Here is a 21350-nt window from a genome sequence, read left to right as displayed (position 1 = left end):
CCGGGAGCGGGCGGACCCACCGCCTGTCACGTCAGAGCGAGAGTTGTTCGCGGACCTGGACGTTGAGCTTCTCGATCAGGACCTTGTCGGCGACACCGTCGTAGACCCGGACGTCGTCGACGGCGCCGGACAGGTGCTCCTTGAAGGCGCCGTCGAGCCAGGCGCGACCCAGTTGCACCCCGCCGGTGGCGACGAACGGCGACACCAGCTGGATCGCCTCGGTGAAGGACCCGTTGACGTACAGGGTCACTTCGCGGGCGTAGCCGTTGTAGACGAGGGTCAGGTGGTCACCCTTGCCGACCAGCTTCGGCGCCTCGTCGGTGGCCTTCGTGGTCCACTCCGGCGCCACCGTGTCGGTGCTCGCCATCGCCAGCTCCCACTGCCCGGCGTTGTTGCAGCGCACGACGACCGAGCTGCCGTTGGTGCCCTTCTGCGAGAAGACGGTCATCGGGGTACCGGCACAGTTGCTGGTCAGCTTGACCCGGGCGCTGATCGAGAAACTGCCCGCCATGTCCGCGTTGGTCGATGTGCTGGCATAGCTGTCCGCGTTACCGGTCAGCGCGAGGTGACCACCGCCGAGCAGGGACAGGACCGGGTGCTTGAAGATGGTCGCACCGGTGCCCAGGGTGAGCCCCGCTCCACCGCGCTCCTCGGGGCTGACCTTGCTGGTCTCCGCGTTCAACCGCCAGTACGCCTTACGGCTCGGGGCGGTCTTCTGCAGACCGGTGACCTCGTCGGCGATGATCAGCCGGTCGAAGACCGAGACGTCCGCCATCGCCCCTCCCCAGTTGTCGGCGTAACCGCTCTTGGTGAGCACACGGCCGATCTGGAGCGGACCGCGCGACTTGGTCAGCGACCTGCGCTGGGCGACGCGCGGGGCGTTGTTCCCGACCTGGAGCGACATCTCCTTCTTCGCACCGTCGAAGATGGCGGACACGTACGTCCAACCCGTGGTGGCCGCCGCACCGTCCACCTGCCAGCGGCCCAGTGAGTTGACGTCGTTGACCGGCATCCGGAAGAACCAGGTTCCTCCCTCGACCCCCAGCGCGAACCCGGGCTCACCGGTGCCGTCCTGGCTGACCGCCACCTGTCGGCGGCCGACATCGTCGATCTTGAACCAGCCGGTCACGGCGAAGCTCGCCGACGTGTCGGTCAGGACCGGCTTGCTGGTCGTGAGGTGGGCGTCGGCCGTCCCGTCGAACCGGGCGGCCGTGTCGGACGTCCCACCCGGACCCTCGACCCCGAACGTGACGCCACTTCCAGCCGTCGCGTCGTTGTCACCGAGCCCGTCGCCGGCACCGTCCTCGCCCGCGACCTCGCCGAGCGACCACTGGGCGGTCGGCGGTCGCTTGCCCACCCGGAACGTGCACGAGGCGATGCTGCTCGACCGGCCGGCCCGGTCGACGGCCTGGACGTTGATCGTCCGCGGGCCCTCCTTGTCCGGGTACCAGTTCGGCAGGGTGACCGGCCCGCCGTCGGTGGTGGGCCGAAGCACGTTCACGCCCGGCGCCGGGTTGGTGTTGAAGCCGTACCGGTACTCCACCACGTCCGTGGCGGCGGAGTCGAAGACGAAGTTGCCGGGTACACCGATCGAACCCAGCCACTCGTCGCTCTCGATGCAGTTCGACGCGCTCGCCGTCCCGTTGTCGGCCGCGTCCTGCGGCAGGTACACCGCGGAGTCGACGTCGGGCGCGCTGGGGCTGGTCTTGTCGTAGAGGAACTGACAGACGTTGCGCGAGCCCTCACTGCTCCACGGACCCCAGCTGGTGTTGTCGCTGGCCCGTACCTCCCAGGAGATGGGGACGTTCTGCGCGATGTCACTCGGGACCGTGTACGAGAAGACCGATCCGCTGGCCTTCAGCGGAGTGGTGTACGAGCGCGTCTGCAGCGTCCCGCCGGCCGGCGTCCAGGTCACCTTGAACTCGGCCTTGATCTGCTCGGTGTGGGCCGAGGAGTGGTCCGGGTCCCGCAGCACCGCGTTCAGCCGCGGCGGCACGTCCACGTAGGGCGCGCCGGAGCCGTAGACACACTGCCCGCCGGGGGACATGGTGAGTTCGTTGAGGTTGGCGATCACCGGCGCCCGGTTGTAGCGGACCGAGAGGACGCCGTTGTCGCAGAACCGCTTGGTGTGCGTCGAGTCGCTCTCACTGACCGACCGCAGGCCGAGCGTCACGTTGCTCCAGCCCTTGGTCACCGCCTGCTGCACCGCGGCCTTCGCGTTCCACTCCGTGTTCTGGTTGGTGGAGGTACAGGTGGCCTGCGTCTTGGTCGGTGAGCTGGTGGCGAGGTGCGTCGCTCCGGACCAGCCCGAGCCGCCGGGCTGGTTGCTCCAGTTGGTGGAGGAGGTGATCCCGGCCGGCATCAGGTAGAGCGCCGCCGCCCGGGCGGTCGAGTTGTAGACGTGCTGCAGGGTGACCCGGAAGGTGGCCTCCAGGATCGTCTTGCCCGAGTACGGCGTGGCGAGCCGGTAGAACAGGCGCTTGACCTTCGAGTTGTTGCAGGAACTGGGGCAGAGGCCGATCCGTTCGTGCCGCTTGCCGTCGAACTTCCAGTACTCCTCGTTGGGGTAGCCGCTGTCCACCATCGCCCAGGCGCTGTTGGTGCTGCTCTGCCATACCGGGTCGATGTACAGCGGGAACGAGGCCTCCGGATCGGTGAGCATGGACCGGTCCGGGGTGAGGGTGAGGGTGTTGTCCGAGTAGTCGAGGCCGACCGGAGCCACCTCCGACGTGTCGCCCGGTCCCTCGGCCGAGGCCGCGCCCGGGTCGGTGGACGAGGTGTCCAGCGACCGCGCCGCGGCCGCATCGCCCCCCTCCTGGCTTCCGCTGTCCCACATGGTCGGCGCGTCCGCCTCCAGGACCGGGTTGTCGGTGACCGGGTCCAGGGCGACCACGCCACCCTCGGCCGTCTCCTCGATGGTCAGACCCACCGCGGCGACCCCGAGCCGGAGGTTCTGGAGCTCCGGCAGATCGGCCGCCTCCGGCGTCTTGACCACCAGTACGTGCGAGAAGCCCTCGACGGTGACGTTCGTGACCAGGTCGACATCCTGGAACACGTTCGGGTAGGTCGCCTTGCTCTCCTCGACCACGGGAGCGGGAAGCGGCCCGTGCGGCCAGGTCAGGGTCATGCTCTTCTGGTCCCGGGTGACCACCATCAGCGGTGCGGTGCCGCCCTGGGAGAGCTGCATGCCGAGCAGCGCGGCCGCCGGGGCGTACGAGCCGTCGGGCTGAACCACAAGGGTCGAGTCCGCGGGTACCCAGGCGTCCCCCTGGGTGACCCGCACCGGCTGGGTGTGGCCGTTGGCGATGAGCGTGCCGTCCGGCTGCGCGAAGACGTCGCGGTACTCCGTGCGGTGCGCCAGCACCTCGACCGGCTGGTTGAGTGCCCTCGCGGCCACCAGCGCCTCGGCCTCGGTGTCCCGGACGAGGTCCTCCGAGGCCGCGGCGGTGCGCGGCGCCGGCTCCGGCGGCTGGACGAACACCGCAGTGGACATCAGGCCGGCGAGGCCGAGCGTGAGTCCGAGCGTGAACACCCGGCCCCGTTTTCTCGTACGACGGGCCACCCTCTGGTCCTCCCCCGCTGGATAACTGCTCATGTCGATGGTCTTCATCAGCTGATCGCCGCCCCGAACGCGCTGTGCCCGGTGGGGAGACCGCCCTGTCCCGGCTGCCAGGTGACGCTCGGGACCGTGTTGCCCGCGCTCAGGTCGGACCAGGTGAACCCGTAGACGGCGTCGGCACCGTAGGGGGTGCCGACATAGAGCCGCTGCGAGGTGGCCGAGAGCGAGGTGCCGACCAGTTCCTGGGCGCCGGCCGTCCCCGGCATGCCGCCCGATTCCCGGTGCAGCGTGGTCGGGGTGCCGATCGGATTGGCCAGCGCCGGGAAGACACGTACCCGTCCGGAGTCGGCCACCGACGTGCCCGCGTCCTCACCCGGCACGCCGATCGCGACGAACATCGTCGCGTTGGTGCCCTCGCTGCCCGGCGCGGTGTTCACCACCACGACCTTCTCGCCGAGGTAGTCGCCGTCCTCCGACGCGTACGTGATCGCGGGCAGTTCGGTGAAGGTGTTCGCGGCCGTGACGTGGAACCGGTGCACCAGCCCGGCGTCCGGCGCCGGGGTGTTGGTGGCCGCGACGACCAGGTCCTCACCCGGCACACCGACAACGACCAGCGAGTCGGCCTGGCCGGCGGGAGCACCGACGGGCCGGTACGGCGCGATCGAGATCGACTTGCCGAAGTTGTCGTTGGCCTCGGCGTCGTTCGAGACGTTGGCGACGTTCTGCTCCAGGCCGGCGGCGAGGGTCGGCAGCCCGTTGCTCAGCGTGTGGCTGAAGACGTTCACCGCTCCGGCGAAGGCCTCGGTGCCGATCGCCTCGCCCGGGGAACCGACCGCCCAGTGGTGGGTGGAGGCGGCCACCGCATAGCCCGTTCGGTCGTCGATCTCGGCCGCGCCCGGGATGCCGCTGCCCTGGGACATCGCCACGTTCACGGTGCCGCGCATGTAATGCACGATCCCGGTGACCGGGTTGGCCAGCCCTTCACCGGGCGCGCCGATGACGAGGTACGGCTCACCGCTGGCCGTCCGGCTGCCGGCCACGGCGTAGCCGAACCAGTCGTACGCCTCGGCCGCGTCGGGGACGTTGGCGCTGTCCTGGTGGTACCAGACGGCGGGCGGGCCCTGCGCGAGGCCGGCGGGTGAGCCGAACAGCACGTACACGACACCGGCCTGGGCCTGGCCGCTGACGGCCTGGTTCGGCACGCCGACCGCCAGGTCGGTGCACCCGTCGTTGTTGGCGTCGTACGCGGAGATCGACGTGCCGAAGCGGTCACCCGCCTCGGCCGCACCGGGCATGTTCGCCCCGCTCTCGTGCAGGGTGTGCACCGTCGTGCTGCCGCCGTACGTGACGTTGATGCGGCCGGCACGGATCTGGCCGTTGACAGTGGCCTCCGGGTCGGCGATCGCGATGTCGGCGACGCCGTCGCCGTTGAAGTCGCTGTCCGTTCCGCCGGTGCAACCGGTGACCGGAGTGGCCGTGGTGTACACCTGCATCTCACAGAACGACGACCAGATGTCGCTGCCGCTGACCCCGTCCGCGGCCTTCACCCGCCAGCGGTAGATGCCGCCGTCGACGAAGGCCCCGGCCGGCACGGTCGCGGCGGCGGTGGCCCCGGAGGCGACGCCGCTGAGGCTCGCCGCACCGATCGGCCCGTCGGCGTTCATCGCCCACCACTCGAAGGTGACAGTCATCGCGGTGCCGTCACCATCGGTGACCGTTGCTTTGAGCTGCGGCGTGAGGGTGTTGACGAGCGGACGACCCGACCCGGTCGCGCACGTGGTGGCAGGGACGGTCGACCGGGCCGTCACGGTCGGCCACGAGTTGTAGGTGACGCTGGCCTTGGGCACCTCGGTACTGGCGGTCGCGTTGCGGGAGCGGAACTGCTTGAAGGACTTCGAATCGGTTTCGTCGGTGGCCCGTAGGCCCATGTCGGCGCGGGTGTCACCGGCGTTCGCCGCGCGCTGGAAGAACTTGGTACCGCTGATCCCGACCCAGGCGTCGTTGCAACTGGCGTCGTAGCCGGCAGTCGCCAGGGTGGTCGCCTCCTGGTTGTTCCATGCCGGCTGGGTATCCCAGATCATGTCGTCGGCCACGGCCCCCACGGTCCAGAGCTCCCACGACCGGCCCTCGCACAGGGGCGACCACCAGTTCCAGAACGAGACGGTGGCAGAGGTGATCTGCTTGCCGACGAGGGCCGCGGTGTCCCAGCGCAGCAAGGACCGGGTGACGGGCCCGGTCGGACCGAGCCGACCGAGCCGGAGGTCGTCGGTGCCACCCCGGTTGACCGTGTCGCCGGCCTGGATGAACGTGTCGAAGGTGGTGTACAGCGGGTTGATCGTCGGGTCGATGACGATCGGATACTCCCGCTCGGAGTCGGTCAGCCAGCGCATGTCCGGGGTCAGCGTCAGGTCGAGCCGGCCGGTTCCACGGGCCCCGGCGGCAGGGGCGATCGTGGATGCAACCGCCGTCTCGGCGGTGGGATTGCCGAGCGCGTCGACCCGCGCGTCCCACATTCGCAGTGCGGGAGTGCGCGCAACCACCCGGCCGGCGGTGTCCTGGATGGCGGTGTTGCCGCCGGCGTCGCGGACCGCCCGGGCGGCGTTCGGCCCGGTGATCGGCAGCGTGAGTCGGGCGACCTGCTTCACGGCGCTGCGGTCCTTGACGACGAAGAACGCCTCCATCCCGGCGCGGGTCGCTTCGACGATCAGGTCCACCCCGGGCAGCGTGTCGACATAGGTGGCCCGTCCGCCGTCCAGCTTCGGCTCGGGCAGCCGACCGGCCCAGCCGACCGCGAGCCGGTCGGCCCCGTGGCCGAGGACTGCCAGCTCCTGCGTCCCGCTCGGTTGCGCGCCGGAGACGACCAGATCGAACGGGTGGGCGACGGCGGCAATCCGCCCGTCCGCGCCCTTGCGCAGGGTCAGATCGACCGGAACCCACTGGTCACCGCGCCGGATCCGGCTCGCGCCGACCGAAAGCTCGGCCCGGAACTGACCGTCCGGTAGGGCGAAGACCTCGGTGGTCTCCGATGTGAGGCTCTTGACCTGCACCGGCTTGCCGGACTCGCGGGCGGCCCGAAGGGACACCGCCTCATCGGTCCGGCTCTCCACGCCACCTGTCACGCCGTCCGGTCCAGCGGCGAGAAACTCCGCCGGTTCTCCCGGTACGCCCGCCAACGCGGCCGCCGTCAGTACGGCGACGCCCGCAGCCAGGCACGAACGGACAGTGGCCGTCACTCGACGTGCCACAAACCCTCCCCCGTGTGCTTTCCAGTTGTGCGAGCGGGACTCTAAGGGCGCCCTGCCTCAGCGCACAAGGTCGGACACGTTCTGTCAGGACGGATTACGGCGAACTGGACATCCCATCGATCGATCAACACGCTCGGTAGTCGAATGCGCCCTCCACATTGGAGCGTTCGGTGACTGCCACACCCACGAGTGGTGGCGTCAGGCGGTCGGATCGATCTTCAAAACCGCAGATCAGTAGATGGTTGCCGCAGTCAACTGACGCCGCGCGGGCCACTTCACCGTTGCGAACTATTTTCACGCATCACCATCTTCGAATATGACACGGCGTAGTTGCCATTGATCGAACAATCAGCCGATGCGGCACTCGCCCATCGGGAGACAGTGCCGGGCCAATCAGACTCATGGACGCACCGAAATGGCGGCGGGCGGCATCACGCCAGCCGCTCGGGCAGGTCATCGGTCCAGCACGGAGCACCGAACAGCGACAACGGAGAACCGATTCGTGCCGTCAGAACACCGAGCGATATTCGCCTCATTCGGGCGTCGGGATCGCCCTCGTCCGCGGAGTGACGCGTCGGTGATCATCATGCGCGACGCGAGCGAGGCAATCGGCGAAGACGATTACCAGTCGAAAGCACTGGGGCACCGATTTCGTCAGGGTTGGCCGACCTTCTGACATCCGGGCTGCGGGCGGGTTCAGCGCTCAAGGTCCTCCGTGGGCGACCCCGGCCGGCGTTCGACGGGCGCGCTGCTCAGCACGCCGTCGGGGCGGACCTCCTGACGCAGACGCGCCAGGTTCACGAACCGGTCGCCGTCGACAGGGGCGGCGTCGAGCAGGCGCAGGACCACAGTGCAGTACTTGGCCATCGTTTTGCGGCCCGGCATGAAGATGGACGGCTCGTCGTGGGCGTCGGGCGTCTGCACGATCAGGCCGGCGGGCAGGGACGGCAGTATCTCCGGGGTGCCATCCACAGCGACCTTGACCGTCCAGAACGGCCCGGTGCCGTCGAGTACGCGCCGGTCCTGCTCCGGCGTCTCCAGTGCCAGCGTCCGCCACGGCTCACCCCGGCAGGTGACGCCGGCCTGCCGCACGGTGGCGACCAGGTCGGCCGCCGCCGCCGTGATGATCTCCTCGGCCCGGTCCCACTCCTGCGCGTCCCGGCCCAGCGGTGTGCCGGGCACGAGCCGCGCCACCACAGTCGTGGCCGGCACGTGCCGCAACCGCGGTTCGGGCTGCGCCTCGAAGACGGCGCGGGCCGCCGCGATGGCGTCGGCCTGAGCTTGCCGTTGCCGGCTGACCTCGTCGCTGTGCCGGTCGAGCAGGGCGACCGCCTGGTCCGGTTCGTCGAGGGCGCGCCGGACCAGCTTGACGCTCATCCCGGTGTCCCGCAGCAAGGTGATCAGCATGGCCCGTTCCACCTGGTCGAAGGCGTACGAGCGGTGGCCGGTCCGGTCGTCGATCCCGGCGGGCACGAGCAGCCCCTCGGCGTGGTAGAAGCGCAGCGCCTGCGGGGACAGGTGGCACATCTGGCTGAACTCGCTGATCGACAACATGACCCCAGACTGCCCCTTGCAGTAACCGGAAGGGCAAATGACGCCGGCTAGCGCCTGTCGTCGTCGCACCCGTCCTGAGGCAGTCCGGAGGCAGCCGCGATCGCCTCCACGGCCTGGTCCAGACCGGCGCTCTCCGGGAGGACGAGTTCGCCGGGCCAGCCCAGGACGTCGTGCGCGGCGTACCAGCCGCTCATCTGCGCGGCGGTGAAGTCAGCGGCCTGCGGGCGGGTCAGATGCCGGCGCAGCGTCTCGGCCAGCGACACGTCGAGGTAGCAGAACAGCGACCGCCCCCGGTGACCGTCCCGCAGCGAGGTCAGCACGTCGCGGTAGCGGCCGGTGTACAGGATGCCTTCCAGGACCACGTGGTAGCCGTGGTCGAGGGCGAACCGGACGGTCTGCTCGATCAGGGCGGGCGCCACGCCGCCGGGCTTGTCCCGTTCGCGCAGGACGATGCGACGCAGGTAGTCCTGTTCGACGAGGGCGCAGCCCCGGCCGTGCCGGCGTCGCAGCTCCCGGGCGATGCTGCTCTTGCCCGAGCCGGAGTTGCCCCGGATGCAGACGAGGATCGTGTCCGAGCTGCCGGCGGGTACGGCGCGCACTGTCCCTCCCTGGCGCGAGGAGCGATGCCGAAGGCGGGTGGACGCCCGCCGGTGCCGCTCCTGGCAGCCCGGCGGGCGACCGCACTAGCCCTGGGTCTTCACCAGGAACGCGTAACCGATCACCTTCGTGCCGTCCCAGTTGTACATGGGACGGCACGCCTGCGGCTTCGTCCACGACGACTGGTACTTGGGCCGGGCCTCGTTGCAGGCCTTCAACGTCGAGTAGGTCGGGCTCGAGTAGTCCGCGTACGCGGGCGCACCCAGACCGAGCACCAAGGCGCCCACGACCGAGGTGGCGGCGACGAGGCTGCGGATCCGCGGCCGTCCGAAGGCTTTCATGTCTTCTCCCGTCCTGATCGTCGTCACCCGACCATCCATCGTGGCCGTTACGATCATGATCAGATTAGGGCGACCGCACAAGCGGCGCCGACGGGCGGACCGCGCCTCGGTGGAACGTCATGGGTGCCCTGCGGCCGGTGTGACGCACGTGGCGTTCCACCCACGGGCGGCCATCCCGGCGCGCACCGGGGCACCGTACGCGAAAAAGGCCCCGGCCGGCGTTAACGCCTGGTCAGGGCCTTGCTCGTTGGTGCGCCGCCAGGGACTCGAACCCCGAACCCGCGGATTAAGAGTCCGCTGCTCTGCCAGTTGAGCTAGCGGCGCTCGCTGACAACGGGAAGAAGATTAGCACGCCCGCCGAGGCGGGTTCCAATCCGATACCGGGGTCCACCCTTCGGACGAGCTTAACCGGCGAAAGCGGCCAAAACGGTCACCTGATCCGGCGCGGGGGCGGGCGCGGGAGCGTCGATACGGCACGATGTCCGCCAGGCACGCGAGGACAGGGGTGGGCATGGGCAGGTTCGCGCGGGCCGGGGCGACGGTGGGCGCCCTGGTCCTGACGGCGTCGCTGGCACTGACCGGGTGCGGCAGCGGCGGCGACGAGGGGAAGAAGCCGGAGTTCGTGCCCGGCCAGCAGCAGGTCGGCGGCGTCTCGTCCTCCGCGCCCGACCCGAGCGTCGCACCCAGCGACAGCGCCGCCGCGCCGCCGCTGACGGTGAGCCCGGCCGACGGCGCGAGCGGCCGCCCGGTCAGCACCGAGATCAGCGCCCGCATCCCCGGCGGCGGCACCGTGTCGAAGGTGGCGCTCGCCACCGCCGACGGCGCCAGCGTCGCCGGGCGGATGCGGCGCGACGGCTCCAGCTGGGTGCCGTCGGCCGCGCTGAAGTACGGCACCAAGTACACCGCCACGGTCACCGGCGCCGGCAAGGACGGCCAGACCTACCAGGGCACCAGCACGTTCACCACGATGGCCAAGCCCAAGTCGATGATCGGCTCCGGCCTCTACATGTTCAGCGGCAAGACGTACGGGGTGGCCATGCCCGTGGTCGCCGAGTTCTCCCCGGGCATCCCGAAGAAGGACCGGGCGGCGGTGCAGAAGCGGATGTTCGTGCAGACCGACCCGCCGCAGCCCGGCGCCTGGCACTGGGTCGACAACGGCACCCAGGCGTACTACCGGGCCCCGGAGTACTGGAAGACCGGCACCACGATCACGGTCCGGCTGGCGCTGGCCGGGATCCCGCTGAGCAACGGCCGCTACGGCAACATCGACCGCAGCGCCACCGCCGAGATCGGCCGCGCGTTCGAGATGACCGTGGACAACGCGACCAAGCAGATGACGGTCTCCGAGAACGGCACTGTCATCCGTACGCTGCCGGTCAGTCTGGGCAAGAAGAGCACCCCCTCCTCCAGCGGCACGATGGTGGTGATGGAGAAGAAGGAGTCCACCGTCTTCGACACCCGCAGCGAGCCCGACCCGGCCAACCGCTACGTCACCGAGATCGACTTCGCCCAGCGGATCACCTGGGGTGGCGAGTACATCCACGCCGCTCCGTGGTCCGAGGGCGTGCAGGGGCGCCGCAACGTCTCGCACGGCTGCGTCAACGTGTCGATGGCCAACGGCCGGTGGCTGTTCGGCAAGACGATGGTGGGCGACCCGATCACGGTGAAGGGCACCGAACGCCGCCTGGCCCCTGGTAACGGCTGGACGGCGTGGAGCATGAGCTGGTCGCAGTTCGTCGCCGGCAGCGCGCTGCCGGTTCCGCAGGGCGGGCAGCCGGCGCCGTTCTGACCGGCGTAACGTGGTCGGACATGCCACCTCCGACAAAGCGCCGGACGACGGCGGAATCGTTACACCCGCGCAGGGTGTTCCGTTTCACGTCCGGCAACGCGTACCCGCTCCGGCGCGTCTGACCAGAGACGACGGGGCACGGCATCACTTTGTGAGGGACTCATGCGAGCTGGCCAGGACGAACCGATCCGGGGCGCGAGCGCCCGACGCGTCGGCCGCCGCCGTGCGCTGGCGGCCGGGCTGCTCGCCGCCGCGATGGCCCTGACCGCCTGCACCAGCGGCGGCGGCGACAAGCCGTCGAGCTGGCAGGGCGGCGGCGACGAGGGCGAGAAGGCCCCGAAGGCGGCGGCCACCATCAGCGAGCCCGCCGCCGACGCCAGGGACGTGCCCGCGTCCACCGCCATCACCTTCACCACGAAGGAGGCGCAGGAGACCACAGTCGAGCTGAAGGACGCCGCCGGCAAGGTCGTCGACGGCACGCTCGCGGCGGACGGCGCGAGCTGGCTGCCGTCCTCGGCCCTGGAGTACGGGCAGACGTACACGGCGACCGTCACCGCGACCGGCGACGACGGCAAGCCCGCCACCGCGACCAGCACGTTCACCACGATGGCGAAGCCGGCCAAGCAGATCCGGGTCACCAGCTTCCTGGGCGACAACCAGGTCGTGGGCGTGGCCATGCCGCTGATCGTGAAGTTCGGCCGGGCCATCCCGGAGGACTACCGCGACGACATCCAGCGCCGGATGACTGTCACCTCGAAGCCCGCCCAGGAGGGCATCTGGCACTGGGTGAGCCCGACCGAGGTGCGCTACCGGCCCAAGACGTTCTGGAAGGCCAACAGCACGGTCAGCTACAAGGTGCAGGCGGGCGGGCTGCCGCTGGGCGGCGGCTGGTACGGCCGCGCCGACCTCAGCGTCGACGTCAAGATCGGCCCGTCGTTCGTGATGACAGTCGACAACCGCACCAAGCGGATGACTGTCACCCGCGACGGCAAGGTGGTCAAGACCATCCCGGTGAGCCTGGGCAAGAAGAGCACCCCCTCCTCCAGCGGCACCATGGTGGTGATCGAGAAGCTCCGGCACACGGTCTTCGACACCCTGGAGGAGCTGGGCCCGGAGGAGGGCTACCGCACCGAGATCGACTACGCCCAGCGGCTCACCTGGGGCGGCGAGTTCATCCACGCCGCGCCCTGGTCCGAGGGCGTGCAGGGCCGCACGAACGTGTCGCACGGCTGCGTCAACGTCTCGATGAAGGAAGGCAACTGGCTGTTCGCCAACACCCGCATCGGTGACCCGATCACCGTCAAGGGCACCGAGCGCAAGCTCCAGAACGGCAACGGCTGGACCGACTGGAACATGAGCTGGGACGAGTACGTCAAGGGCAGCGCCCTGCCGTACGAGCCGCCGTCGGACGACACCACGCCGGACGCCGGTACGCCGAGCGTCGAGCCCACCCCCTGACCCACGCATACGACGAAGCCCCCTCCCGGAGGAGGGGGCTTCGTGTTTGGGGTGACTGATGGGAATTGAACCCACGACAACCGGGACCACAACCCGGTGCTCTGCCAACTGAGCTACAGCCACCATGCTCGCCGCTCCGGTCACCCGGGCGGTGCGCGGACTAATCATAGCCACACTCCGGCCGACCCCGTCCACCGGGTTCGGCCGGGGCGTCAGAGCTGGGCGGCGATCGCCTTCGCGGCCTCGACGTCCGGCCCCGGCAGCGGCACGAACACGGTCCGCCGGTAGTACTCCAGCTCGCGGATGCTCTCCCGGATGTCGGCGAGCGCCCGGTGGGCCAGGCCCTTCTGCGGCTGCCCGAAGTACACCCGCGGGTACCAGCGCCGGCACAGCTCCTTGATCGAGGACACGTCGATCATCCGGTAGTGCAGGTGCGCGTCGAGCCGGGTCATGTCGCGGGCCAGGAAACCCCTGTCGGTGGCGATCGAGTTGCCGCACAGCGGGGCCGTACGCGGGTCCTTCACGTAGCTGGTCACGTAGTCGAGCACCATGTCCTCGGCCTCGGCCAGCGTCACCGTGGAACGGCGTACCTCCTCGGTGAGGCCGGACTTGGCGTGCATGGTCCGCACGATCTCCGGCATGCCGTCGAGCGCCTCGTCGTCGGCGTGGATCACCACGTCCACGCCGTCACCGAGCACGTTGAGGTCGGGATCGGTGACGAGCGCGGCGACCTCGATCAGGGCGTCCCGCCGCAGGTCGAGCCCGGTCATCTCACAGTCGATCCAGACGAGAAGATCAGCCACCGGAACAGACTACGCGCCGCCGACGCGCCCGCGCCTCGGCCCGGCGGCCGAGGTGGACCGCTAGGGTTTCCTGCGTGCCAGCCGAACCCGTCGCCCCACCCGGCGTCCCCCGTGACGACGCGGGCGGGCGTACGGCCCGCCGGGTGGTCGTGGTGCTGGCGCTGATCGCGATCATGCCGGCGCCCTACCTGCGCAACCTGCGGCACGACTACTACGACCAGAAGATCTACATGTCGGCGATGGACTGGTGGGCGGCCGGGCACCCGCTCTACGACTACGTCCAGCCGGACCGGGTGCAGGGCGCGCTCTACTTCACCTATCCGCCGTTCGCGGCGCTGCTCCTGGCGCCGTTCGGGTATCTGCGGCTCGGGGTGGCCATCGCCGCCTTCGCGGTGCTGACAGTGGCCGCGGTGGTGGTAACCACGCGCTGGCTGGTACTGCCGGTGCTGCGGCGGCACGACCTGCCGCGGGGGTTCGGCCTCACCGTCGCCGTGCTGCTGGTGCTGGCGGTGGAGAGCACCCGGGAGACGATCACGCTCGGGCAGATCAACATGCTGCTCGTGGTGCTGATCCTCGGCGACCTGCTGTTCGCCGTACCGCAGGGCCGGCGCTGGGCCGGCGTGGGCGTGGGACTGGCGGCGGCGCTCAAGCTCTTTCCCGGCATCTTCGTGCTCTACCTGCTCGCCGCCCGGAAGTGGCGGGCGGCGGCCGTGGCGGCGGTGACAGCGGCGGTGGCCACGCTGCTGGCGGCGGCGGTCGCGCCGGGCGACTCGTGGCGCTTCTGGACTCACGAGCTGTGGGTGACCGACCGGGTGGGCCGCCCCGACTACACCGGCAACCAGTCGCTGTTCGGGCTGCTCAGCCGCCTGACTGCGCCGGCCGAGCCGGACCGGCTGCTGTGGCTGCTGCTCGCGCTGGCGGTGGCCGCGTTCGGCCTGTGGCGGGCGGCGCGCGCGGCCCGGGCGGGGGACGCGCTGGTGGGTCTCACCCTGACCGGGCTGGTGGGCGGGCTGGTCAGCCCGATCACCTGGATCCACCACCTGTACTGGTTCATTCCCGCGGTGGTGGTGCTCGTCGACGCGGCACTGGACGCCGATCCGGCGACGCCCGCCGGGGCCCGCCGTCGCGGCGGCCTCTTCGCGTTGGCCGCCGTCGTCGGCCTGCCGATCGTGTACGGGTTGGTGACGTTCCAGGACTGGGGCACCGCCATCGTGCACACGGACGACCCGGTCGACTTCGTGGTCCGCAACATGTACGTCCTGCTGAGCCTGCTGGTGCTCGCGGCGCTGCCGATCCGTCGGCACGCGGACGAGAAACCGATGACCGGGACTGAACGGACACACCTCGCAACAAAAGGCGATCAGCGCTAATCTGGTATCAACTACCTCAGTTTTCTCCCAGGTAGCACCGATCCCCCGGTGAAGAACGGCCCTCCGCGTCGGCAGCGCGGAGGGCCGTTCGGGTTCTCGTCGTCAGTCCCGGCCGTCGGGGCACCGGCTGGGCGGCGCGATCGCCGCGCGGGTCCGCCCACCGGGCCCGGAGCCCACTGCCACCAGGTGCCGCTCGGGTCGCGACGCCGGGCCCGGCTGGCGGCCCAGCCCGCTCAGCGAGGTGACGCCGAGACGCCCGGCCAGCACCGGCACCTGGTCCGGCTCGACCACGAAGACCACCTCGCGCGGCCGCAGCGGGCGCAGCAGCACCACCACGGCGAGGATTACCAGCAGCGTCCCGCCGGCCAGCAGCGCCCACGCCAGCCCGGGGAACCACCCGGCCCGCAACTCGGCACGCATCCGCAGGTCGAGCCCGTCCGCGCCGTCCACGCGCATGACGACCAGGCTCAGCGACCGGCCGGACAGCTCCGCCGGGCTCCACTCCAGGGAGCCGACGCCCTCGCGTACCCAGAAGGGCTGAGTCATCGGCACGGCGGCGCCGGTGCCGGCGGTGGCCGGGTCCAGGTCGACCGGCAGCGGGCCCCGGGTGACCGCCACGCGGCGCACGGTGCTGTGCGGGACGTCGGCCAGCCACCCTCGCACCTGGTCGGTCGGGGCGAGGCCGAGGAAGACCGGGCCGTCGTCGTCCCGCGCGGTCAGGTGCAGCCGGGCCTGCCCGGTGCGCGCCAGCGGCAGGTCGGCGCGCAGCAACGCGTCCACGTCGGTCACCAGCACCGCGCGGGCGGGCGTGCGGACCGGCTCGAACCGGGCGTCGAAGCCGCCGTCCGGGCCGGCGTGCCGGGCGGCGAGCCAGAGACCTCCGCCTGCCAGCAGCGCCGGAATCCCCAACGCCAGCAGCACCATGCCGGCGATCGTGCGCACGAAACGCATTCGCGTCGTCCCTCTCGGTAGCCAACTACCCGGCCGACCTTACCGACGCGCGTCGGCCGATCGCCGGATATCGGCGGCACCCGTCCGGGACGGCGACCGGCCCGGCGGATCGTTCCGCCGGGCCGGTGCGTCGCTCACGTTCAGGACTTCGCGGCGGGCTCCCGCCGGGTACGCGCGAACGCCAGGCCGCCGAGGGCCAGGCCGCCCAGTCCGGCGACCAGGCCGGCCACGCCGAGGGCGACGGCCGCGCCGGAGCCTGCGTCGTCGTCATCGTCGTCGTCGGCCGCGGCGGCGGCCGGCGCGCTCGCGCCCGCCGAGGCGGGCGCCGCGGCGGCGAGCTTGAGCACCGGCGCCGGGTTCTCCGGCTCCTCCGCGCCCGGCGTCGGCTCCTCGATCCACCGGGAGACGTTGCCGTCGGAGTACGTCTGGAGCACCTTGAACACCATCGTGTCGGCCTGCGGCAGCGGGCCCATCGACACCGGGAACTCCTGGAACTCGCCCGGCTTCACGCCGCCGTTCGGCGCGGCCGTGAAGGTCAGCTTGGAGACCGCCTCGGTGAGCTGGCTGCCGTGCACCTCGATCGGCGGGTCGACCTTGCGCTTCTCCACCGCCACCGTCCAGCCCGCCACCGGCATGGTGGAGACCGAGCCGACCGGGGCGTTCTCCGGCAGGTTCACCTCGACCTTGACTGTCGACGCCGTGTCGCTCTCGTTCGGCACCCGGAACGCGAACCGGCCGTAGCCGCCCTGCTTGGCCTCGGCCGGGTTGATCGTGACGTGCGCCGAGACCGGACCGGCCAGGCCGAGCACAGCCGTGGCGACGGCGGTGAGGGTCAGCGCGGCGATCGTCGCGGGGCGCCGGAGACGGATCATCAGATGGGACCTTCCGTTACTTGATCGGCACGGTGGCGGTCACCGTGGCCTGGTCGATGTCGGTCGTGCGGACGGTGATGCGCAACTGCCAGTCGCCCCGGGCCGGCAGGTTGACCTCGCCGGTGGCGTGGTTGTCGCTCAGCGGCAGCAGCGGGACGGTGATCGGCTCGATCCCGGCCGACGGCAGCGCGGCGGTGACCTTCCACTCCTGCACCGGCTGGGGGCGGCTGTCCTTGGTGTAGGCGTACAGGTGCATCGAGTTGTTGCCGGTCTCGGCCGGGTCCAGCTGGACCTCCAGCGAGTAGATCGGGCTGCTCAGCGTGGTGGAGAAGTAGCCCTGCTCGGTTCCCGTTACGTTCGCGGCGGCGGTCCGCGCCGGGGTGGTCTGCACGAGCGTCGCCGACACGCCCAGCACCACCGCCGTGATCACCAGCTCGGCCACCACGGCCCGCCGCATCGCGCCCGGCCGCCCGGCGGCGACCCGCCGCCGCACCAGCGCCCGGGAGTACGCGGCCACGCCGATCACCAGCGCGAACAGCACGATCTTGGCGAGCAGGAGCCGGCCGTACGTGGTGTCGAACAGCGCCTGCAGGCTGGCCACCTCGATCAGACCCTGCACGGTGCCGGCCAGCAGCAGCGCGGCCACCGCGAGCGCGGCCCAGCGGGACCAGATCGGCAGGATCGCGTCCAGCTCGCGCTCGTCGGCCCGGCGCAGCAGGAACACCGCGAGCATCACCAGGCCGCCCAGCCAGACGGCCATGCCGCCCAGGTGGACCGCGTCCACCACCACCGACACCGCGGGCGCGGGCGAGGCCGCCGCGTGCCCGGCCAGCGGCCAGGTGAACAGCGCCGCGCCGCCGAGGACCGCCAGGATGATCCCGTCGGTACGGCCGATCGGACCGGCGAACAGCGGCCGGAGCAGGAACGCCGCCGCGGCGAGCAGACCCAGCCGGACCAGGTGCGTGGTGCCGTAGGCGCTGCCCAGCACGTCGCCCAGGCCGGACCCGGTCACGTCGAACAGGCCGCCGCCGTTGACGTACGGCACCTGGAGCCACACCTCGGCCACCGTGGCCACCGCCAGCAGGCCCAGCCCGGTCCAGGCCAGCCGTGCCGGTCCCCGGCGGGACAGCCGGCGCGGCCAGAGCGCGGCGAGCACCAGCGCCGGGCCGACGAGCAGCAGCAAGCCGGTGTAGCCGGCGTACTTCGCCACCTTCACCGCGTTCTCGGTGACCGGGTTCGCCCGGTTGTCCGAGCCGCTGTCGGTGGGCGGCTCCGACGGCGCGCCGACGGAGTAGGTGAAGGCGCCGGAGACCGGGTGGCTGTCGGCCGAGATGACCCGGTAGCTGACCAGGTAGGTGCCGCGGCCGCCGGACGGGTCCACCGGGATGGTGACCTCGGCGCCCTGGAACGTCGGCTCGCCCCGGTCGGCCCGCGAGCCGTCGGGGGCGATCACCCGTACCTTCCCGGGCACCTTGCGGACGCCCTCACTGAACGTGATCACCACCTGCGCGGGCGCCTCGGGCACCACGGCGGAGGCGGCCGGGCTGCTGCTCACCAGCACCGCGTGGGCGGCGGCCGGGGTGGCCGGTGTGAGCAGCAGGGCGACCAGCAGGAGCAGCAGCCCGGCGACGGCCCCGGAGCGGGCGGCGACGACCCGGGACGGGCGGCGTACGGCAGCAGTCATGACCGCAATGTTTCCCGAACCGGGGCGGGTCCGGCGAGCCGGTCTCCGGCAGGCGTGACCGAGCGCCCGCCCGGTGCGGCGGCGCGCGCCACGCCGGGCCTGCTCGGAGGTCATGGGAGGGTAGTCGGACGGCCGGCGGAAAAAGTTCCCGGCGTGTGCGGGACCACGGAATGGGTCGAAGGACCCTGTCCCCTCCAGGTACGCCGCGTAACCTCGGGTGACGTGATCCCCGGCCCGCGCGACACCGCCGCCGACCGCCCCGAGTCGGCGTCCGACGCTGCCCGGGACGCGGCCACCGGCTGGGCGCTGGCCGCCCGCGACGGGGACCGCGACGCGCAGGCCGCCTTCGTCCGGGCCACCCAGGCCGAGGTGTGGCGCTTCGCCGCCGCGCTCGTCGACCCGGACAGCGCGGACGACCTGACCCAGGAGACGTACCTGCGGGCGTTCCGGGCGCTGTCCGGCTTCGAGGGGCGCTCCAGCGTCCGGACCTGGCTGCTCGGCATCGCCCGGCGGGCCTGCGCCGACCACCTGCGCACCGTGGTGCGCCGCCGCCGGCTCGACGCGCGGCTCGCCGCCCAGGCCGCCACCGACCGCCCGTACCCGGACCCCGCCGGGCAGCTCGGCGCCACCGACCTGGTCCGCCGGCTACCAGCCGAGCGGCGCTCCGCGTTCGTGCTCACCCAACTGCTCGGCCTGTCGTACGCCGAGGCCGCCGACGTGGAGGGGGTGCCGGTGGGCACCATCCGCTCCCGGGTCGCCCGCGCCCGCGACGAACTGGTCGACGCCGTCGGCGACACACTGGCCGGATAGCGGGAACCTTTCGTGGCGCTCGGACGACGAATGACTGTGACCCCCTCCCCCTCCCGGGCCGGCCGCTGGCCGACCCTGCGGCCCTGGCTCGGCGTCGCGGCCCGCCTCGGACTGGCAGCCGTGTGGCTGATCGCCGGCGGCACCAAGGTCGGTGACCTGGCCGCCTCGGGCCGGGCCGTGAACGCGTACCAGGTGATGCCGTACGACGTGGCCACTGTGATCGGCGCGGCGCTGCCGTTCGTCGAGCTGGCCCTGGGCGTCCTGCTGCTCGCCGGGCTCGCCACCCGGATCAGCGCCGGCGTGTCAGCGGCACTGCTCGTGGTCTTCATCGCCGGCATCGCCTCGGCCTGGGCCCGTGGCCTGGCCATCGACTGCGGGTGTTTCGGCAGCGGCGGGCAGCTCGCCGCCGGCCAGACGCCCAGCTACCTCCCGGAGATCCTCCGGGACCTCGGGTTCCTGGTACTCGCCGGGTTCCTGCTGATCTGGCCCCGCACCCCGTTCTCCGTGGACGGGTGGCTGGCGGGCGACGACACCGTGGAGGACACCGATGAGTAGTCGCAAGGGGCGCAAGGACGCGGCCCGGGTCGTACGCGAGCAGATCGCCCGGGAGAAGCGGCGCAAGCGGACGCTCTGGACCTCGATCGCCGCGGTGCTGGTGCTCGTCATCGCCGGCGGCATCGGCTGGGCGGTGTACTCCAGCCAGAAGTCCGACGAGTTCACCGCCCCGCCCGGGGCCAACGACACCGGCACCGGCATCGTGCTCGGCACCGGGCCGGTCACCATCGACCTGTACGAGGACTACCTCTGCCCGGCCTGCAAGCAGTTCCAGCAGATCAACGGCGAGACGCTCAACCAGCTCGTCAGCGAGGGCAAGGCCAAGCTGGTGTTCCACCCGGTGGCGTTCCTCAACCGCTTCTCCACCACGGAATACTCGACCCGCTCCTCGGCCGCCTCCGGCTGCGCCGCGCAGGGCGGCAAGTTCCGCGAGTTCACCGACCAGCTCTTCGCCAAGCAGCCGCCGGAGGGCGGCGCCGGGCTCAGCAACGACGAACTCGTCGACATCGGCGCGGGCGTCGGGCTGAACCGGGACGAGTTCGCCTCCTGCGTCTCCGACGGCACGTACCGGTCGTGGACCGAGCACGTCACCGACGAGGCGAGCAAGTCCGGCGTGACCAGCACCCCGACCATCAAGGTCAACGGCAGTGAGCTCCAGGACCGCAGCCCCGAGGGGATCAAGTCGGCGGTGGAGGCGGCCGGCAAGTGATCGCACCCCTGCGCCGGGCCGCGCTGGTGCTCGCCGTCGCGGCCACCGCACTGCTCACGCTCGCCGCGCCGGCCGCCGCGCACGGCGCGGAAGCGCCCGACGGCACCGACTACCGCGCCACGATCAGCGGCGTCGACCCCGACCGGCCCGGACTCACCGCGCGCATGGTGGAGGCCGGCGCGCGGCTGGAGCTGACGAACGACACCGGCGCCGAGGTCACAGTGCTCGGCTACTCCGGTGAGCCGTACCTGCGCATCGGCCCGGGCGGCGTGTACGAGAACACCCGCTCCCCCGCCTCGTACCTGAACCGGACGCTGGCCGGGGAGACCCGGCTGCCGGCCGAGGCGAACCCGGCCGCCGCGCCCGACTGGCGGCGGATCGACGACGGCCCCACCGCCCGCTGGCACGACCAGCGCACGCTGTGGCGGGAGGAGGCTCCGCCGGCCGCCGTCGCCGCCGACCCGGACCGGGAGCACCGGGTACGCGACTGGGCGGTGCCGCTGCGCGCCGGTGACACCACCGGAGCCGTACGCGGCACGCTGGACTGGGTGCCGCCGCCCGACCCGTACCCCTGGTGGGTTGCCGCCACGCTGGGCTTCCTGCTGATCGGCGCGGCCGGGCTGGCGCCTGGTGGCACCGCCGCCGGGGTGCGGGCGTTGCGCGCGGTCGGCGCTCTGCTCGCTCTGGGCGGCGCCGCCACGGTGGCGCTCACCGTCGCCCGCGCGCTGGACACCGGTACCCCCGGCGTCGGCGGAACGCTCGCCGAACTGGTCACCGGCCAGGTGTGGACGCTGCTCACCGGGCTCGGCGCGCTCGCGGCGGGCGGGTACGCGCTGGCCCGCCGCCCGGCCGCCGACTTCGTGCTGGCGCTCGCCGGCGCCTGCCTCACGCTGTTCGCCGGGGCGACGAACCTGGCCGCGCTGTCCCGCGCGATCCCCCCGGCCGCCGGCCCGGCCGTGCTGGTCCGGGTGCTCGTGGTGGTCGGCCTGGCGACAGGCGCCGGCGCGGTGGCGGCGGGCCTGCTGCGCCTGCGCACAGCCGCAAGAGCAGCCC

Annotated in this window: 15 protein-coding genes, 2 tRNA genes and 1 pseudogene; 7 read left to right on the top strand and 11 right to left on the bottom strand. The window is 71.6% G+C overall.

Going from position 1 to position 21350, the window contains the following annotated elements:
- Window positions 1-31: 31 nt before the first annotated feature.
- The 6 genes from ABD52_RS19185 to ABD52_RS19160 all read right to left on the bottom strand — a co-directional run bounded on the left by ABD52_RS19185 (window position 32) and on the right by ABD52_RS19160 (window position 9620).
- Window positions 32-3493, bottom strand: coding sequence for a LamG domain-containing protein (locus ABD52_RS19185; RefSeq protein WP_200905207.1), 3462 nt, complete (start codon window positions 3491-3493; stop codon window positions 32-34).
- Between the two features lie 116 nt (window positions 3494-3609).
- The gene (locus ABD52_RS19180) at window positions 3610-6804 is read right to left on the bottom strand and encodes an FG-GAP repeat protein (protein WP_047892715.1); all 3195 of its coding nucleotides are present in this window, start codon (window positions 6802-6804) and stop codon (window positions 3610-3612) included.
- A gap of 696 nt (window positions 6805-7500) precedes the next feature.
- The gene (locus ABD52_RS19175; protein WP_047892714.1) at window positions 7501-8358 is read right to left on the bottom strand and encodes a MerR family transcriptional regulator; all 858 of its coding nucleotides are present in this window, start codon (window positions 8356-8358) and stop codon (window positions 7501-7503) included.
- Between the two features lie 47 nt (window positions 8359-8405).
- Window positions 8406-8957, bottom strand: a complete 552-nt coding sequence (locus tag ABD52_RS19170) for a kinase (RefSeq protein ID WP_030270205.1) — start codon at window positions 8955-8957, stop codon at window positions 8406-8408.
- Window positions 8958-9041: 84 nt separating this feature from the next.
- The gene (locus ABD52_RS19165) at window positions 9042-9296 is read right to left on the bottom strand and encodes a hypothetical protein (protein ID WP_013284403.1); all 255 of its coding nucleotides are present in this window, start codon (window positions 9294-9296) and stop codon (window positions 9042-9044) included.
- A gap of 248 nt (window positions 9297-9544) precedes the next feature.
- Window positions 9545-9620 (bottom strand) — tRNA-Lys (locus tag ABD52_RS19160).
- Between the two features lie 187 nt (window positions 9621-9807).
- Between ABD52_RS19160 and ABD52_RS19155 the strand changes: the two genes are divergently transcribed.
- On the top strand, window positions 9808-11085 hold the full coding sequence (locus ABD52_RS19155; RefSeq protein ID WP_013474268.1) for an Ig-like domain-containing protein: 1278 nt from the start codon (window positions 9808-9810) through the stop codon (window positions 11083-11085).
- Window positions 11086-11247: 162 nt separating this feature from the next.
- Entirely contained in the window at window positions 11248-12543 is a 1296-nt protein-coding gene (locus tag ABD52_RS19150) for an Ig-like domain-containing protein (RefSeq protein WP_013474267.1), read from the top strand.
- Window positions 12544-12590: 47 nt separating this feature from the next.
- Here ABD52_RS19150 and ABD52_RS19145 read toward each other — a convergent pair.
- Both ABD52_RS19145 and orn read right to left on the bottom strand, forming a co-directional pair.
- Window positions 12591-12666: transfer RNA gene (locus ABD52_RS19145), tRNA-His, on the bottom strand.
- 89 nt (window positions 12667-12755) lie between these two features.
- The gene (orn, locus tag ABD52_RS19140) at window positions 12756-13346 is read right to left on the bottom strand and encodes an oligoribonuclease (protein ID WP_013474266.1); all 591 of its coding nucleotides are present in this window, start codon (window positions 13344-13346) and stop codon (window positions 12756-12758) included.
- A gap of 74 nt (window positions 13347-13420) precedes the next feature.
- On the opposite strand from orn, the gene ABD52_RS19135 reads away from it, so the two are divergent.
- The gene (locus tag ABD52_RS19135) at window positions 13421-14716 is read left to right on the top strand and encodes a glycosyltransferase 87 family protein (protein ID WP_047892713.1); all 1296 of its coding nucleotides are present in this window, start codon (window positions 13421-13423) and stop codon (window positions 14714-14716) included.
- Window positions 14717-14732: 16 nt separating this feature from the next.
- Here the strand turns inward: ABD52_RS19135 and ABD52_RS41680 are convergent.
- The 3 genes and pseudogenes from ABD52_RS41680 to ABD52_RS19120 all read right to left on the bottom strand — a co-directional run.
- Window positions 14733-15160: pseudogene (locus tag ABD52_RS41680) on the bottom strand (hypothetical protein); the annotation flags it as partial.
- A gap of 647 nt (window positions 15161-15807) precedes the next feature.
- Complete coding sequence (locus ABD52_RS19125) at window positions 15808-16539, bottom strand: YcnI family protein (RefSeq protein ID WP_047892712.1); 732 nt, start codon at window positions 16537-16539, stop codon at window positions 15808-15810.
- Between the two features lie 16 nt (window positions 16540-16555).
- Window positions 16556-18223, bottom strand: a complete 1668-nt coding sequence (locus ABD52_RS19120; protein ID WP_047892711.1) for a copper resistance CopC/CopD family protein — start codon at window positions 18221-18223, stop codon at window positions 16556-16558.
- A 222-nt stretch (window positions 18224-18445) separates the two neighbouring features.
- Between ABD52_RS19120 and ABD52_RS19115 the strand changes: the two genes are divergently transcribed.
- The 4 genes from ABD52_RS19115 to ABD52_RS19100 form a co-directional block, all read left to right on the top strand.
- Window positions 18446-19033 (top strand): sigma-70 family RNA polymerase sigma factor, encoded by a 588-nt coding sequence (locus ABD52_RS19115; RefSeq protein ID WP_047892710.1) that lies wholly within the window; start codon window positions 18446-18448, stop codon window positions 19031-19033.
- 30 nt (window positions 19034-19063) lie between these two features.
- Window positions 19064-19588, top strand: a complete 525-nt coding sequence (locus ABD52_RS19110; protein WP_013474260.1) for a MauE/DoxX family redox-associated membrane protein — start codon at window positions 19064-19066, stop codon at window positions 19586-19588.
- Window positions 19581-20297 carry a thioredoxin domain-containing protein gene (locus tag ABD52_RS19105; protein ID WP_047892709.1) on the top strand — a complete coding sequence of 239 codons (717 nt, stop codon included), beginning with the start codon at window positions 19581-19583 and terminating at the stop codon, window positions 20295-20297. Before ABD52_RS19110 ends, ABD52_RS19105 begins: the two co-directional genes overlap by 8 nt.
- A partial coding sequence (locus ABD52_RS19100) for a hypothetical protein (RefSeq protein WP_047892720.1) occupies window positions 20294-21350 on the top strand: 1057 nt, incomplete at its 3' end. The genes ABD52_RS19105 and ABD52_RS19100, both read left to right, overlap by 4 nt.

Source organism: Micromonospora sp. RV43 (genome assembly GCF_001029515.1).
Lineage (GTDB): Bacteria > Actinomycetota > Actinomycetes > Mycobacteriales > Micromonosporaceae > Micromonospora > Micromonospora aurantiaca.
The sequence above is the reverse complement of the archived record's forward strand: the minus strand, read 5'-3'. Positions and strand labels throughout refer to the sequence as shown.